Source organism: Puia sp., from assembly GCF_036500295.1.
In the GTDB taxonomy this organism is placed as follows: domain Bacteria; phylum Bacteroidota; class Bacteroidia; order Chitinophagales; family Chitinophagaceae; genus Puia.
The window spans coordinates 110014-125872 of record NZ_DASYCH010000003.1; the positions used below are offsets into that span (position 1 = coordinate 110014).

Consider the following 15859-nt stretch of genomic DNA (forward strand, 5'->3'; position numbering starts at 1 on the left):
GCATCATATGGGATTGATCAGACTCGCGCTTAGAAAACCTATAACCATTCTCGTGCTGGTGGCGGGACTTCTTTTCTTTGGTATCGGCGCCGTTCGGAGCATCAAGATCGATATTTTTCCCAACCTGGATCTGCCGGTGATCTATATTTCGCACCCGTATGGCGGCTTTACGCCCGATCAGATGGAGACCTATTTCGGCAAGCAGTATGTGAACCTGCTGTTGTATGTAGGCGGTGTAAAGAGTATCGAGTCCCGGAACATCCAGGGCCTGACGCTGCTCAAGCTCACTTTTTATGAAGGTACGAATATGGCGCAGGCGGCTTCGGAGGTGACCGGGTATATCACCCGGGCGCAGGCGGCATTTCCACCCGGTTCGCAGCCGCCCTTCATCCTTCGCTTCGACGCCAGCACCCTACCGGTGGGCCAGCTGGTATTGAGCAGTGCTATCCGGAGCAATAGCGAGCTGCAGGACCTTGCCAACGTATATGTTCGGGCGCAGTTCAGCAGTGTGCCGGGGCTGGTGTCGCCGGCGCCCTTCGGCGGCACGCCCAGAACCATCGTCATCCGGGTCGATCCGGACCTGATGCGCAGCCATAATCTCACGCCGGACCAGATCGTGGCGGCGTTGCGGCAGAACAACCAGCCTACGCCCGCGGGGAATGTGCGCATCGGCGACCTCAACTATTTTACTCCTTCGAATACCACGATCCGCGAGGTAAAGGATTTCGAGAATATCCCCATCTTCACCAACAGCGTACAAAACCTTTATCTGCGGGATGTCGCCAAGGTGGAAGACGGATCGGATATCACCGCGGGTTATGCGCTTGTAAATGGAAGGCGCAGTGTATACCTGCCGATCACCAAGGCGGCAGCCGCGTCCACCTGGGATGTCGTGCAAAGCCTCAAAAAAGCCATCCCCCGATTCCAGGCCCAGTTGCCGGAGGATGTCAAGCTGTCTTATGAGTTTGACCAGTCGACCTATGTGATCAATTCGGTGAAGAACCTGCTGAGCGAGGGAGCCATCGGCGCGATCCTGACGGGGTTGATGGTGTTGCTCTTTTTGGGGGATACCCGTGGCGCCGCGATCGTGATCCTGACGATCCCCATCTGCGTTATCTCCGGGGTACTTTTCCTGAACCTGTTCCATCAGACCATCAATATCATGACTCTGAGCGGGCTTTCGCTGGCCATCGGTATTTTGGTGGATGAATCGACGGTAACGATCGAGAATATCCACCAGCATCTGGCGATGCATAAGCCCAAATCGCTGGCCATCTGGGATGCCTGTAAGGAGATCGCTTTTTCGAAGCTGTTGATCCTGTTTTGTATCCTGGCCGTATTTGCACCAGCCTTCACGATGGGCGGCATCCCCGGTTCGTTGTTCCTGCCGCTTTCGCTGGCCATTGCCTTTTCGATGATAACCTCCTATCTGATGGCACAGACCTTTGTACCGGTGCTGGCCAACTGGATGATGAAGGACCATCAAGGGAAGGGTGGAAAGAAATTTGCTTCCGATGAGGAAGAGTTCCGGGCTTCCGGTTTGAGCGCCGCGGATGAGAAGCATGTTGCGGAGGAAAAGCAAAAGCTTATGGAGCATGGGACGGGTAAGGATGGGAAACTGACGCGATTCGACAAGTTCCGGATGCGCTATCTCCGGTTTATGGACCGGATGATGCCCGCGCGGGCGCCGATCGCGCTGCTCTATATCGTGCTGGGGATGGGCGGCGCCTTTCTGCTGCTGACCCATATCGGCCGGGACGTGTTGCCGAAATCCAATGCCGGCCAGTTTCAGGTGCGGTTGCGGGCGCCCGACGGGACCCGGATGGAGCGATCGGAGCAATATATGCTCGCTACGCTGAAGGTCCTCGACACTTTGGTGGGGCATGAAAATATCTCCGTTACTTCCGCGGTGGTCGGGATGCACAGTTCCCAATATTCCACGGACCCCATTTACCTGTTCATGGCGGGGCCGCAGGAAGGGGTCCTGCAGGTCAGCCTCAAGGAGGACTATAAGGTGGACATGGACGATCTCAAGGACCGGCTCCGGAGATCGTTAGCACAGGATATGCCGTGGCTGAAAGTATCTTTCGAGCCGATCGAGCTGACCGATAAGATCCTGAGCCAGGGGTCGCCGACGCCGATAGAGATAAAGCTGGTGGGGAAGAACAAGAAGCAGAATGAAGTCTATGCACAGAAGGTGATCGACCAGCTAAAGCAAATCCCCTATCTGCGGGACGTGCAGCTGGACCAGGCCATTCACTATCCCGCGTTGAATATCGATATAGACAGGGTCAGGGCCGCACAGATGGGCACTACGGCCGATCAGATCAGCCGGAGCCTTGTGGCTGCGACGTCCTCTTCCCGTTTTACGGAGAAGAACCTCTGGATCGATCATAAGAACAACCTTTCCTACAATGTGCAGGTGCAGATCCCCGAGAACCTGATGACGAGTATCCATGATGTCGGCGAGATCCCGCTTTCGCCGAATTCCGGCCGGCCGCTGATCAGCGATGTGGCGACCATCACCCGGGACACCGTGTATGGAGAGGCTGACGATATCGGTGCGACGCCGGTGCTTTCGGTGACGGCCAACCTTTACAAGAAGGACCTCGGCCATGCGGCCGTCGATGTCGACAAAGCGCTTGCCCAGGCCGGAAAGCCGCCTCGCGGGCTGACTGTCGAGACCCGGGGGCTTACGCAGGTGCTGACCGAGACCCTGGACAGCCTGCAGATCGGATTGATCACCGCGGTGATCGTTATCTTCCTTATGCTGGCGGCCAACTTCCAGTCGTTCAAGGTCTCGCTTGTCACGCTGTGTACCGTACCCGCGGTGCTGCTGGGGTCACTGGCGCTGTTGATGCTGACCGGATCGACTCTCAACCTGCAATCGTATATGGGGATGATCATGTCGGTCGGGGTCTCGATCTCCAACTCGGTATTGCTTGTCACCAATGCCGAGGAGTTGCGGCTCAACACCGGAGATGCGTTGAAGTCCGCGCGGGAAGCGGCTGCCACGCGGCTTCGCCCGATCCTGATGACCAGCGTTGCGATGGTCGTGGGGATGCTCCCGATGGCTTCGGGTTTTGGGGAAGGTGGGGATCAGGCCGCGCCGTTGGGAAGGGCCGTTATTGGCGGGCTGATCGCTTCGACGTTTGCGGCGCTGCTCTTCCTGCCATTGATCTTTGCCTGGGTACAGCGAAAGACGACGACCCAATCTGTGTCCCTCGATCCTTCAGATAATGCAAGTAAACATTATATACCGTCATTGTATGAACAAAATGAAAAATAAAACAACGTCCGCGCTTTTGCCGGCACTCTGTCTGGTGGTGCTTGCCGGCATGTTCAACAGCTGTTCTTCTTCGGATGGCGAAGAAAAGGCGAAGCGCGCGAACGAGACCCCGAAAAAGGACAGTGTGGCTGTGCCTACGGCGACCTTCCAACTGGTGAAGGGGCAGTTGTCCACCGATCTCTACGTTCCCGGGGAGCTGATTGCATTCCAGCAGGTGGATCTGTATGCAAAGGTCAACAGCTTTGTCAAAAAATTATATGTCGATATCGGCTCCGAAGTACGGGAGGGGCAGTTGCTGGCGACGATGGAAGCGCCGGAACTGCAGAGCCAGCTGGCAAGTGCGGAATCGCGGGTGAAATCGCAGGAAGCCATTTTTATTGCCAGCAAGGCTAACTACGACCGGATCGTGGAGACCAGCAAGACGCCAGGCACCATTTCCCAGAACGATGTGGATCAGGCGGACGCCCGGCAAAAATCCGATCTGGCCCAGCTGGATGCGGCGAAGGCTGCGTATAAAGAGGTCGCCGAGACCCTCAAGTATCTGGAGATCCAGGCGCCCTTCAGTGGGGTGATCAGCGCCCGTAATGTAAACCTCGGCGCCATTGTGGGGCCATCGGGTAAGGGATCGGAGCTGCCTATCTTCACCTTGCAACAACAAAACCATCTCCGTCTCGTGGTGTCCGTACCCGAAGCGCTGACCGGTTATCTGCGGGATAAACAGGAAGTGAGTTTCTCGGTCAAATCGGCGCCGGGCCGTCATTTCACGGCCACCGTAAAACGGCTGGCGGGCGCATTGGATAGCCGGCTTCGTGCGGAGCGTACTGAAATGGATGTATTTCCCAAGAATAAGGAATTGCTTCCCGGCATGGTCGCTGAAGTGGATCTGCCGATGCCTGCCCGGGACAGTGTGTTCGTTGTGCCGGCTACTGCCATTGTCAATTCAACGGAGCGGATCGCCGTCATTCGCGTAAGCAGCGACCATAAAGCCGAATGGGTGGATGTACAGATGGGCAGGACCCAGAGTGGTAAGACGGAGGTTTATGGGTCTAAGCTGAAAGAAGGGGATACGATCGTCACGCATGCCAATGAAGAGATCCGGGACGGGTCACCCCTTCGATAGAGGCCTAATGGGTGGGTGTGGCGGCCGGAGCGGCCGGGGTTGCGGCCGAACTATCCGGGACCAACGGCGCCCAGTAGTTGCCGGAAAGGATGATCAGATCGATCATCTTGATGCTGTTGTCGTAGTAGTCGAAATCCTTTAATTTAAAGCGGATGATATAGTCCCAGAGTTTGTTCAGCCATTCCTGGTTCTCATGGCTGGCCATTGCCGAGACGGCGAAGGGACAGATAAAACACAGGGCTTCGAAATACCGGTGAGGCAGATCGGTACCGGAGAGATCGTAGCCGGCCGAGATATTGTCGGGGTTGCCTTTTGTGGTGGTGCGGATCCATGCGTTTATCGGCGCCAGGAATTCCGCCGCCCGTTTGTCACCCGAGACCAAATAGTCGGCGGCGATACGCCAGGGAACGCGGCAGGCGTTGAAGTTATACAGACCGTCATATTTCGATTCCAGGTAATTGGGCTGCGCGGGAACGGCCGTGATGGTCCCGGTATATCTTGTATTCGGTTCATCATCGCCGGCGCCGTGTGCCGATGTCATGATGGAATTGCCGGTATATCCCTGACCGGGCCGCAGCGAAATTTGTTTTATGAAGTCGGGTACCAGCCCCACTTCGGGACTATAGGTATCCTGTAGGTAATGAAACAGCCGATAGTTGTTATTGAGTACACTGTCCCAGGTTGAATCTCCCGTTATCGCCCGGAAGGACCGGATATGTTCCGGCATGAAATCACTCGAGCGCATATCATAATAGTCTCTGCTGTGGGGTGATTCCCCATTTGCTTCCATTACAATATAGGTGATCGGGTTGATCTCTTCCCGCTTGATGGCGGCGATCATCGCCAGTGCTTCCTGCCGGTAAGGGATATTGGTTTGTCTGCCCCATTGTGCGTCGGCGATGAGCAGAGAGTAGGCGATGTCCATATCGCCGTCGGTGGCGGTACCGCCGTCGATGCTGCGGCATTCTCTCGATTGTATCCAGGCCATCAGGTGCGGGCTGCTTGTGCTGGGATGGGACTTGTAATAGCGGAAGAGCTGGTCATAGGTCTGCTGGGCGGTGGAATCGAATCCGGCCATCAATGCCGTGATCATCATCCCGTACCCCTGACCTTCCGAGACGCAGATGTTATCGCCTTTTGTCCCTTCGAACCAGACGTAGGCTTCGCCTTCGGTACAGCCCGGCAGGACATAGTGTTTTTTCCATTGACGATAAAAGGAGCGGACGCTGTCGTCCAGCACGTCGCGGCTGACATGATTGGGGAGAATTGACCCACCCAGGTAGTGGGTATGCTGTGGAAAGGGCCGGGAGGGAATAGCGGTCGTCCGGGCCGTTGCCGTTGCCTGAGAGGGAGTTTGTGCGGAAAGAGACAAGGTCAGAAAGGATAGCCAAATCACATTCGCCAGCAGCACTGTTCGTTTCATATTGTCCATATTAATCTGTGAGTTCCGCACCCTTTACAGGGGCAGCCGATGACAGAGAGCAATTTCCGCGCCATTTCTCTTCGATACTTTGTACGGATCAGCAGTGTGGGCGGAAAGGTCCGGCCGACAGCGCTCGTTTGTTAACGGGTATTTACTTTTTATATAGGAAACATTAACAACGGCGAAGCAACAGGATGGACGGTCGGACGCTCTTATCACCGGAGCTTCCGGAAGAGCCCTTTTTCTTTGACCATAAACTATAACGTCAATACATATGCGCTCATTTAACCTGAAAACCTCCGTTTTTGTGTTTACCCTTTCTATGCCGGTCTATTGCTTCCTGTTCTCCTGTCATCCCACCAACATCCCCGATACGCAGCTTGGCAACTGGATAGCGAGTGCACCGGTGGGGGATCCGCCCCGCGGCAATGCTTCCTGTTTTGTCATCGGCACCGATGCCTATGTTGGCCTGGGTTATAATCAGTCGGTAGGCAGCACGGGCAGGTTAAAGGATTTCTGGCGGTTCAGCCACGACAGCGGCTGGCAGCAGATGGCCGATTTCCCCGGTGCAGCGAGAAGCGAGGCTTCGGCTTTCAGCGTCGGAAGCTTTGGATATGTGGGCACGGGTTACGATCTGGTCACGGTCTACAGTGACTTTTACCAATTCGATCCGGTGGGGAATGTCTGGTCAAGAAAGGCCGATTTTCCGGGCGTGCCGCGCTATGATGCGGTCGGGTTCAGCGTGCATGGAAAGGGGTATATCGGTACCGGCTTTAATGTAAACTGGATGAATGATCTTTACGAGTATGATCCGGTGCAGGACAAATGGTCGCTGACGCCGGGCACCAGTGGTAATTTCTCCAAGCGGCAAGGCGCGGTCGCCTTTGTTTATAAAGATCAGGCCTATATTGTCACGGGAACCAACAGTGGTGGCATGGTCAGAGACTTCTGGCGGTTTGATCCGGCGCAAAATCCGGCCTGGACGCAGTTGGCCAATATCACCAACACCGACGCTGAAACGTTTGATGACGGTTACACCGATATTCAAAGGGAATACGGGACGGCCTTTGTCAACGGCGACCAGGCATTTCTGACGACCGGTTCCAACGGGAGCATGATTACTTCTACCTGGGCGTATGATTTTGCTTCCGATCGCTGGAGCCGGCGGTCACCCTGGCCGCGTGCGCCGAGAAGCGGAGCGGTATCCTTTACGGTCAGCGGGCACAGCTATGTAGGGAGCGGCAACAACGGCAACAACGGCACCTTTGATGACTTTGATGAATTTGCGCCGACGGAGGCTTATAATTCCAACGACTACTGATCTAATAAGGATTGGAGGGCTTTTTTGATCTTGTCGTATCGGTTCCGCCATATGCGCCGGCGCTGCCGTTGCCCTGGTCTTCACCCTGTGCGCCCGGCGCAGCCATTTTGTCGAGCTTCTCGTAGTCGAGGCCTGCGTTGACGCTCAGGCTGTCGGGTTTGGTGAAATGCAGGTCCCTTCGCAGGCCCAGGGATTTGTCGGCAAGTGCTTTTGCGAAGAAGGTCTCCCAGATGGGCCGGGTCACATGGCCGCCGTCAGCGGACCGGCTTTCCAGCCGGATGAAGCGATCGTCGCAGCCGACCCAACCCCCTGCGAGCAACTGTGGGGTATAGCCGATGAACCAGCAATCTGAATTGTCGTTGGTGGTGCCGGTCTTACCGCCCATCTCGGCGAGGCCCAGTCTTTCGCGAAGTCCCTTGGCGGTGCCGAAATCGACGGTACCCTGCATCATCCGGGCCATGGTATAGGCGGTAGCCTGGTTGAGGACCTCTTTTGGCGTCGAGGTGAAATTGGCCAGTTCGTTGCCATGTTTGTCCTCGATGCGGGCTATGTAGAAAGGCTGGGTGTTGAAGCCACCGGTGGGGAACATTGTGTATCCGTCGAGCATCTCATACAGGGACAGTTCGCAGGCACCCAGTGCCAGGGACGGGTAGGGTTGTACGGCGGTGGGGATGCCGATCTGTTTCAGGAATTCGGCAAAGCGCTGGGGGCCTTTTGGACCAAACTCTTTCATGATATAGGCAGCCACCTCATTGATCGACCAGCCCAGCCCAAACGCCATCGGGTAGGGGCCTGGACTCCAATGTGAGCCGCCTCTTGCGGGAACGTAGGCGTTGTATTCGGGAAAGTATTGCTGTACGGCAGGGCACTCGGTCATCGGGGTAAAATTGAAATCCTCGATGGCGAGGCCGTACAGGAAGGGTTTGATGCTACTGCCTACCTGTCTTTTGGTGTTTATATTGACGTGATCGAATTTATACGTGCGAAAATCGATGCCGCCGACCCAGGCCTTTACGGCGCCGGTGAAGGGATCCATTACCATGAAGCCGGCCTGCAGCATCTGGCGATGATATTTTATCGAGTCCAGGGGCGACATCACGGTATCTTTTTCCCGTACGGCGTTCCAGGCGAAGACCTTCATTTTTACGGGAACGTTGAAGCTGTTACGGATGGCCGCTTCCGACAGGCCATCGTCCTCTTCGCTCTGCCATCTTTCGGTGCTGCGCATGGCGGCTTCCAGGATGTTCTTATGATCGGACCAGACGCCGCCGTCACGGATGTTCTTCTGGCCATCCAGTTCTTTTTGCAGGATGGGCATCTGGCGGGCTACGGCGCTGTCCGCGTACTGCTGCATCTTCGGGTCGATCGTTGTATAGATCTTTAGTCCGTCGGTGTAGAGATTATAGGCCTTGCCGGTGGCGGGGTTGGTATGTTCCTTACACCATTTACGCAGATCGCTGCGCAACTGATCGCGGAAATAGGGGGCAACGCCGTTGTTCTCATCCAGCTTCCGGTAGTGGGCGATATCGATGGGTTTGGCCTTCAGGGCCGCGGCATCGGGCTCCGAAAGCCAGTGATTCGACACCATGCGGTTGAGCACGATGTTTCGCCGGTCGGTTGCGGCTTTTGGATTGGTGCGGGGGTTGAACAGGCTCGGGTTGTTGACCATCCCGACGAGCACGGCCGCTTCGTCGACGCTGAGACTATCGGGGTCTTTCCGGAAGAAGGTGCGGGCGGCACCGCGGATACCGTATACATTATCGCTGAAGGAGACGTCATTGAGATAAAGCGTGATGATCTCTTCCTTTGTGAAATTCCGTTCGAGCTCGATGGCGATGATCCATTCCTTAAGTTTTTGGATGATGCGACCCATTTTGTTATGGGATCTTTCGCCGTTGAACATATTGAGCGCTAGCTGCTGGGTGATGGTGCTGCCGCCGCCATCCCGGCCGAAGCGCAGGACAGCCCGGAGGATGGCCTTGCCGTCGACTCCGGAGTGGTCGTAAAAGCGTTCGTCCTCGGTGGAGACCAATGCATGTATAACGTTTGGCGAAATGTCTCTGTATTGAACGTCGAGCCGGTTGCCCTTCGAGGTGTAGTATTTCCCCATGGAACTTCCGTCATCGGCATAGACTTCCGAAGCCAGGATCAGTGTGGGATTTTCCAGCTCATGGAGGGAGGGCAGTTGGCCAAAGCTTCCCGAGGCGATGAGTGCAATGAAGCCGACAAAGGCGAGCAGGCCGGCAAAGAATACGATCCAGAAAATACGAACGGCTTTCGACATAGGTGAAAATTAAAGGTGCCGTTCAAATAACGCGCAAATTCCGCAATTAGCGTAAAAAAAGGGCTAAATTTTAGCTAAAATATGCCTGAAATGCGCTTGTTAAAACACTCTTTCCCTGATCCTGTTCATAAAGGCTTCGCGAAACTTTTCGCTGATGGGTATCTGTTTGGCGCCGATGAACACGTGGTTGTCCCGGATGGAGTCGAGTCTGGCGATGTTGACGATGTAGGAGTTGTGGACCCGGGCAAAGGATGAGGAGAGCTGTTCTCCGATGTCCTTGAGGCGCCGGTAGATCAGGAGCCGTTGGGTGGGCGTTACCAGCCGCGCGTATTCTTTTTCGCCTTCAAAATACAGGATATCCTTTAACAGAACCTTATGAAGCATGCGGCCGGACTTGATGAAAAAGTATTCTTCTTCGGTCGGGGGATTCGGTTCGATGGTTGGGATTTCCGGCTTTGCGAAATGCGCTTCGATCTTTTGCATCGCGGCGTAGAACCGTTTGAGGGTAATGGGTTTCAGCAGATAGTCGATCGTGGGGAAACTATAGCTGTCGGCGGCGTATTCGGAGTAGGCGGTGGTGAATACGATGCTTGTCGAAGGCGGCAGCAGCGCGGCCATTTCCATCCCCGTCAGGTGGGGCATATTGATATCGAGGAAGATGAGATCGACGGAATGCGTCTTCAGGAAATTTAGCGCTTCGGGTGCGTCGTAGCATTTCCCCGCCAGGTCCCAGGATGTATTTTGCCGGATGAACATTTCCAGCAGGCTTACCGCATTGGGTTCGTCGTCGACGATGAGGCAGTGTAGGCTCATGCGAGTGGAATTTTTAAGAAGGCTTTAAAATGGGTTGCCGTCCGTGTCCTGGAGAGGACAAACCGGTCTCCATAGAGCATGGTAAGGCGTTTTTCAAGGTTTTGGAGGCCAAAACCCGGCTTGGTCGGGGCCGGGGCGTTCCCGGGCAGGGCGTTCTCGGTTGTGAAGAGCAGGTGACCGTCTTCCTGGATCAGCGAAAGACAAATGGTATTGCCCGCGGCGCTGCGATCGATGCCGTGTTTGAAGAGGTTTTCGACGAAGGTCATCAGCAGCATCGGCGGCAGGAGCGGGTCCCCGTCGTATTGTTTGCTGAAATTGACGGTTACGCCGTGACGGATGCGGATCTCTTCGAGGGCGATATAGTTCTCGAGGAATTTTATCTCGGTTGCCAGGGATACTTTTTCTCTGGGGCTCTCATCGACAAAATAGCGCATGATATCGGAGAGCCGGCCGATCAGCAGGGCTGTGCGCGGCGATTCCCGGTAGGCTTCGTAGTAGATATTGTTCAGCGTGTTGAACAGAAAATGCGGCTGGACCTGTGATTTGAGGAGGTTGAGCTCGGCCTGGCTTTTTTGTTCCAGCATCTGTTCGGCCTGTCGTTTGAGCCGGAAATACGCCAGTGCGATACGAAAGACAAAACTGAGTACGAAGATGGCGATGCCCGCGATGGATGTGTACAGATAGCGCCAGATGTCGAGTACTTCCGGTTTTTCGGCAAAGTAGCGATTATAAATAGTGGCTGAGAGAAAAGTGCGGGTGACCCCGACCGCCAGCAGCAGGCCTATCGAGGCGAGGATGTAAAGAACGATATGACCCTTTTCGTAGAGTCGGGGGAAGAGCAGTCGAATGTTCCCGTAGATGATCGCCGCGGAAAAAGTAATGCTCATGAAACTCCAGATCAGTGCCTGCGCCGGGCCGTCCATGGGCAGATAGCTGAGGACGGTGACCAGGAACACGAAGCCCCAGACCATGATCTCCAGTTGCCGGGGGCTTGCCTTTTTGAAGGAAACGCGCATGGCCAAAATTACTATGCTTTTTGACTGGTGGCGGATTCTTTTCAACGATGGGGGGATTTCCTTCAATCGATGGGCTATTGAAATAGCGGCGGAGCCTGCTGAAAACCCGCCGGGGGCGGTTGAATCGGTTTGTCGCCCAGCGTTTGGAGAACCAATTTCGGGGGATAAAACTTCGCTTATGATGTATTGGCTCTACATGATCCTGATCGTTGTCGTAATGCTGCTTAGCGCGGGTGTCCGGGCCCAGGGGGACACTGTGCGGCCGGGCAAGGGCGGTCTGCTTACCCGGAATCTGAAGCCGGGCACCCGGCAATACCTGGTGACCTATCTGGACCCGGCCAAGAACAGGCAGTTGGGATTCTGGTATTGGGTGCGGGAGATCGGCACCGGTAACCGGAATGGGAGTCCTGTTTTTTTCATCGATCAGCGTTGGTACGGCAGCGATACGCCGGCTTACCGGACGGTATACTCGATAAATGAGGCGGCCAGTTTTGCGCCGGTGTATCACCAGGAGCAGGTGCGGGGAAAGCTGAATGCCTATAATTGGCGATGGGATGGGATCAGCGGCGCCGACACGGTGGCGGATAATGCGCGGAAGGGCTTCTCGCTGGCCTTTTCCGAGCCCAATTTCAACTGGAACCTGGATATCGAGACCTTTGAGATGCTGCCGCTGGCCGTGGGGCGGTCGTTTCTGATCAATTTTTATGATGCGGGTCTTTCGCCCCCGCAGTATGTCCGATATACGGTCAAGGGTAGCGAGAAACTGGCTATGGGGGGTGGGGATGTCGACTGTTGGGTGCTGACCACGGAGGGAAAGGACCCCGGTGGGACGGCCTATACGGAGTCCTATTGGATCAGTAAGAAGGAGCATGAGTTTCTCAAAGAGGTGGATCATTTCAATGGGATGATCCGGTATAAGATCCTGATGCCGGCGCTGACGCCGGATGTGCGGATGGGTTTTACCCGGTAGGGGTGGGAATAGAAAAAATCAAAAAATGCGGCTATTTTTGATGCAATTGGCTAAAATTTATGAACACCTATTTCTGCTATGATGAAGTATCTTATTGATTTATAGTCCGATGAGTGATTTCTTATAAACATTAAATTAAATTGATATACGTGACTGTATATCCGTTTTGCATTTTTTGTGTACCTTTAGTCTGTTATTTGTAGTATTAGTATTTTATTAATATGAAATTAAAGATTATGAGCAAAATCACTGCGAAAAGGTACTTACCCTTCATCTTCCTGGCCGCGGTGGCGGTTGCGGCGATCTTTATTCCCACTTTCAAGCCCATTGTCGATGATAGCAAGTATAACTCCGCGGACGTGGCCTGGATACTGGTTGCGACGGCGCTGGTATTCCTGATGACCCCGGCCCTGGCCTTTTTTTATGGGGGGATGGTGAACCGGAAGAACGTGTTGTCGACGATGATGAAGAGTGTCGTAGCGGCGGGTGTGGTCGGGGTTTTGTGGATCGTGGTCGGTTACAGTCTTTGCTTTGGGGATTCGATCCATGGGATCATCGGTAATCCTTTAACGCATTTGTTCTATAAAGGCGTGACGACGGGCCCGGTATGGGGACCGGCGCCGACGATCCCGAAATCGTTGTTCTCGATGTTCCAGTTGATGTTCGCGATCATCACCCCGGGTTTGGTGGTTGGCGCTATCGCGGAGCGGATGCGATTTTCGGCATACGTTCTTTTTACCGTTCTTTTCAGTCTGCTGGTATACGCGCCGTTGGCGCACTGGAGCTGGCATCCCGATGGCTTTCTGGCCAAGATGGGTGCGCTTGACTTCGCCGGCGGTACGGTGGTTCATATCTCCGCGGGTTGTGCGGCGCTTGCCGGTGCGCTTGTGTTGAAGCGCCGGAAAGTTCATATCGAACGGCTTGAGACGCATCCTGCCAATATCCCTTATGTGCTGATCGGTACCGGGTTGTTGTGGTTTGGCTGGTTTGGATTCAACGCCGGTTCGGCCCTTGCCGCCAACTCGCTTGCGGTATCCGCCTTCTCCACTACGAATACGGCGGCTGCGGCAGGCGGCTTGTCCTGGATGTTCTTCGACGTGATCCGCGGTAAGAAGCCTTCTGTTGTCGGGTTCTGTGTGGGTGCGGTGGTCGGGCTGGTGGCGATCACCCCGGCCGCGGGTTATGTGGCTGTTCCTCAGAGTATTTTTATCGGCGTATTTGCAGCCGTAGTTTCCAATATGGCCGTTCACTTCAAAGCTACCAAGACGGTGCTTGACGATACGCTGGATGTGTTCCCCTGTCATGGACTTGGCGGGATGGTCGGGATGTTGCTGACCGGGGTATTTGCCACGAAGATGGTCAATGGCGCCGGCGCCGATGGTTTACTCAGCGGCAATCCCGGGTTCTTCTTCATCCAGTTGAAGGCCATGGGTATCGCGGTCGGCTATAGCTTTGCGGTCTCCTATGGGATCTTCAAGCTTGTCAACTTTATCGTTCCGCTGCGGGTCAGCGAAGAGGAAGAAGAAGAGGGGTTGGATGCCAGCCAGCACGACGAGAAGTACACGCAGGGTACGCTGCTGGTAGCGACGCCGGAGGGGCTGAAGGAGCAGGAGATCGTTTAAGATTTAGATTTTTGATAAGGGGGCCGGCGTTTGCCGGCCCTTTTTGTTTTGGTGCATTTTGTTTTGGTGCAGCCGGCTTTTTCTGAATCGAGCCAAAAATGATATCTTCGCCCGACCAATATGATAAACCAAGAAGTACTTGCAGAGGCCAGAACACTGTGGGACTATCATCATCTGAATCATATTCCGGCTGAATCGGACTGTATCCTGGTGTTAGGCAGTCATGATCTCCGCGTGGCCGACCGCGGTGCGGAACTCTATCTGCAGGGGTTGGCACCCATCCTCATCTTTTCCGGCGGCCTCGGCAATGTCACGAAGGGTATCTGGAAGGATCCGGAGGCGGACCGGTTTGCCCGCATCGCGCTGGATATGGGCGTGCCGGCCGAGGCCATCTTCATCGAGAATCAGTCCACCAATACCGGTGAGAATATCCTCTTTACGCAACGGCTGCTGGCGGATAAGGGGTTACATCCACAATCATTTATTGTCGTTCAGAAGCCGTATATGGAGCGTCGCAGCTATGCGACGTTTAAGAAGCACTGGCCTGACAAAGACTTACTGGTCACTTCACCCCAGATCGCGTTCGAGGACTATCCCACTGACGAGATCCCGGTGAAGCGGGTGATCAATATCATGGTCGGCGATCTGCAGCGGATCAGGATCTACCCGGCGAAGGGGTTTCAGATCCCGATGGAAATCCCCGATGCCGTGTGGGCGGCCTATGAGAAACTGGTGGGGTGGGGGTTTACGGAGCATTTGGCGGGGTAGTTCTTCGGCCGCTGAGCTTACAAATACCGCAACCATTTCTTCTCGCGGTGTTCTGCCTTGTATCTTCCATACCACCGGCAGACCGGATAGAGGAGGAGCACGAGGCTGATCCACACGAGGTAAACGCCCCATAAGGGGATGCCGGAGGCTTTGTCGGGCCGGCCGTTCAGAAAGGGACCGAAGCGCAGATCGGCGACGTGGTAACCTTGGAGAAAGACCATTACGAGCATCAGGAGGTGGGCCAGATAAAAATGGACCAGGAAATAGAACAACGGAACCCGGCCATATACCAGCAGAAACCGGGTGAGGGGATTGTCTTTTCCCTCTGCCGCGGAGAGGACGATCAGGATAATGCCCAACATCAGCAGGCTGAACAGCAGCGAAGGCGGATATTTATTGAGGTTGAAAAATGAGAGAACGGTAAACAAGGGGGTCTTCTGCGAGGTCCAGGCAACGGGATCACCATAAAGGTTGAAAAAACGCAGCACCGCGAAGAGTCCCAGTGCGCCCAGTCCGAGCCGCAGGAAGATGCGGCTTCGTCTTTCGGGTGCAAGTGTAAAGAGGCGGCCCGCGGAAAATCCCGCCAGCATGATCCCCAGCCAGGGCAGGATGGGATAGGCGATCAGGAAGGTGAAGCGATCCCCGGGAAAGATGCCCAGCGTAAAAAAGAGCGTGGAGATGAACCGGGGCACGGGGGTGGTGGGTAGCGGAATAAGGCCGAGGAGATCGTGTCCAAAGAACAGCAGCGCCGCGATGCCGGCGACGACACCCCAGGACAACCTTGAGAGGAAAGAGAGGAAGATGAACCCGGCGCCGATGGTGGCGATCACTTCGAAGATCAGGTAACGGAATCGAATATCGAAGTTCATTCCGAAGTTGACCAGGGTAAACTCGATGGCGATCAGCGCGAGACCGCGAGTAAGCAGGAACCGGCGGCCGGCGCTTTTGTCCGGTCCGGCCTGCAGGGAAAGCCAGGCCGAGGTCCCCGCCAGGAATACGAACGCCGGTGCACAGAGATGCGTGATCCAACGGGTGAAAAAGAGGATAGGCGTCGTCGTGGCCAGATTGGTCGGACTCTGGGTCAGCGAGTCGGTGTGCAGCAGATCGCGAGTGTGGTCAAGGACCATGATGACCATGACCAGACCGCGGACGACATCGATGGAGGAGATGCGTTTCATTGGCAATAAGGTAGTTTCGGCAGTGTATGGGAAAATAGAAAAAAAGGGCTATTTT

11 protein-coding genes are annotated in these 15859 nt (G+C 55.1%); 6 read left to right on the forward strand and 5 right to left on the reverse strand.

Annotation, left to right across the window (positions count from 1 at the left end; all coding sequences use genetic code 11):
• Positions 1-7: 7 nt before the first annotated feature.
• Positions 8-3289 (forward strand): efflux RND transporter permease subunit, encoded by a 3282-nt coding sequence (locus tag VGM48_RS01235; RefSeq protein ID WP_331575778.1) that lies wholly within the window; start codon positions 8-10, stop codon positions 3287-3289.
• Positions 3270-4409 carry an efflux RND transporter periplasmic adaptor subunit gene (locus VGM48_RS01240; protein ID WP_331575780.1) on the forward strand — a complete coding sequence of 380 codons (1140 nt, stop codon included), beginning with the start codon at positions 3270-3272 and terminating at the stop codon, positions 4407-4409. The genes VGM48_RS01235 and VGM48_RS01240 overlap by 20 nt, the downstream gene beginning before the upstream one ends.
• Before the next feature lie 4 nt (positions 4410-4413).
• Here VGM48_RS01240 and VGM48_RS01245 read toward each other — a convergent pair whose 3' ends face one another.
• Positions 4414-5832, reverse strand: a complete 1419-nt coding sequence (locus VGM48_RS01245) for a glycosyl hydrolase family 8 (protein ID WP_331575782.1) — start codon at positions 5830-5832, stop codon at positions 4414-4416.
• A 274-nt stretch (positions 5833-6106) separates the two neighbouring features.
• Here VGM48_RS01245 and VGM48_RS01250 point away from each other — a divergent pair, with 274 nt between their 5' ends.
• Positions 6107-7153 carry a hypothetical protein gene (locus VGM48_RS01250; RefSeq protein WP_331575784.1) on the forward strand — a complete coding sequence of 349 codons (1047 nt, stop codon included), beginning with the start codon at positions 6107-6109 and terminating at the stop codon, positions 7151-7153.
• Between the two features lies 1 nt (position 7154).
• On the opposite strand, the gene VGM48_RS01255 is transcribed toward VGM48_RS01250, so the two are convergent.
• From VGM48_RS01255 to VGM48_RS01265, 3 genes are all read right to left on the reverse strand, one after another.
• Entirely contained in the window at positions 7155-9437 is a 2283-nt protein-coding gene (locus tag VGM48_RS01255) for a transglycosylase domain-containing protein (RefSeq protein ID WP_331575786.1), read from the reverse strand.
• Positions 9438-9536: 99 nt separating this feature from the next.
• Positions 9537-10250 carry a LytTR family DNA-binding domain-containing protein gene (locus VGM48_RS01260; protein WP_331575787.1) on the reverse strand — a complete coding sequence of 238 codons (714 nt, stop codon included), beginning with the start codon at positions 10248-10250 and terminating at the stop codon, positions 9537-9539.
• Entirely contained in the window at positions 10247-11266 is a 1020-nt protein-coding gene (locus tag VGM48_RS01265) for a sensor histidine kinase (RefSeq protein ID WP_331575789.1), read from the reverse strand. The genes VGM48_RS01260 and VGM48_RS01265 overlap by 4 nt, the downstream gene beginning before the upstream one ends.
• 178 nt (positions 11267-11444) lie before the next feature.
• Between VGM48_RS01265 and VGM48_RS01270 the strand changes: the two genes are divergently transcribed.
• The 3 genes from VGM48_RS01270 to VGM48_RS01280 all read left to right on the forward strand — a co-directional run bounded on the left by VGM48_RS01270 (position 11445) and on the right by VGM48_RS01280 (position 14626).
• Complete coding sequence (locus VGM48_RS01270; protein WP_331575791.1) at positions 11445-12236, forward strand: hypothetical protein; 792 nt, start codon at positions 11445-11447, stop codon at positions 12234-12236.
• 236 nt (positions 12237-12472) lie between these two features.
• Positions 12473-13858, forward strand: coding sequence for an ammonium transporter (locus VGM48_RS01275; RefSeq protein ID WP_331575793.1), 1386 nt, complete (start codon positions 12473-12475; stop codon positions 13856-13858).
• A 120-nt stretch (positions 13859-13978) separates the two neighbouring features.
• Positions 13979-14626 (forward strand): YdcF family protein, encoded by a 648-nt coding sequence (locus VGM48_RS01280; RefSeq protein ID WP_331575795.1) that lies wholly within the window; start codon positions 13979-13981, stop codon positions 14624-14626.
• A 17-nt stretch (positions 14627-14643) separates the two neighbouring features.
• On the opposite strand, the gene VGM48_RS01285 is transcribed toward VGM48_RS01280, so the two are convergent.
• Positions 14644-15804: a DUF1624 domain-containing protein gene (locus VGM48_RS01285; RefSeq protein ID WP_331575797.1), complete on the reverse strand. Its 1161-nt coding sequence runs from the start codon at positions 15802-15804 to the stop codon at positions 14644-14646.
• Positions 15805-15859 lie beyond the last annotated feature (55 nt).

Coding starts and splice junctions, on each gene's coding strand:
- VGM48_RS01235 (WP_331575778.1), top strand. CDS start 8: ATGGGATTGATCAGACTCGCGCTTAGAAAACCTATAACCATTCTCGTG.
- VGM48_RS01240 (WP_331575780.1), top strand. CDS start 3,270: ATGAACAAAATGAAAAATAAAACAACGTCCGCGCTTTTGCCGGCACTC.
- VGM48_RS01245 (WP_331575782.1), bottom strand. CDS start 5,832: ATGAAACGAACAGTGCTGCTGGCGAATGTGATTTGGCTATCCTTTCTG.
- VGM48_RS01250 (WP_331575784.1), top strand. CDS start 6,107: ATGCGCTCATTTAACCTGAAAACCTCCGTTTTTGTGTTTACCCTTTCT.
- VGM48_RS01255 (WP_331575786.1), bottom strand. CDS start 9,437: ATGTCGAAAGCCGTTCGTATTTTCTGGATCGTATTCTTTGCCGGCCTG.
- VGM48_RS01260 (WP_331575787.1), bottom strand. CDS start 10,250: ATGAGCCTACACTGCCTCATCGTCGACGACGAACCCAATGCGGTAAGC.
- VGM48_RS01265 (WP_331575789.1), bottom strand. CDS start 11,266: ATGCGCGTTTCCTTCAAAAAGGCAAGCCCCCGGCAACTGGAGATCATG.
- VGM48_RS01270 (WP_331575791.1), top strand. CDS start 11,445: ATGATGTATTGGCTCTACATGATCCTGATCGTTGTCGTAATGCTGCTT.
- VGM48_RS01275 (WP_331575793.1), top strand. CDS start 12,473: ATGAGCAAAATCACTGCGAAAAGGTACTTACCCTTCATCTTCCTGGCC.
- VGM48_RS01280 (WP_331575795.1), top strand. CDS start 13,979: ATGATAAACCAAGAAGTACTTGCAGAGGCCAGAACACTGTGGGACTAT.
- VGM48_RS01285 (WP_331575797.1), bottom strand. CDS start 15,804: ATGAAACGCATCTCCTCCATCGATGTCGTCCGCGGTCTGGTCATGGTC.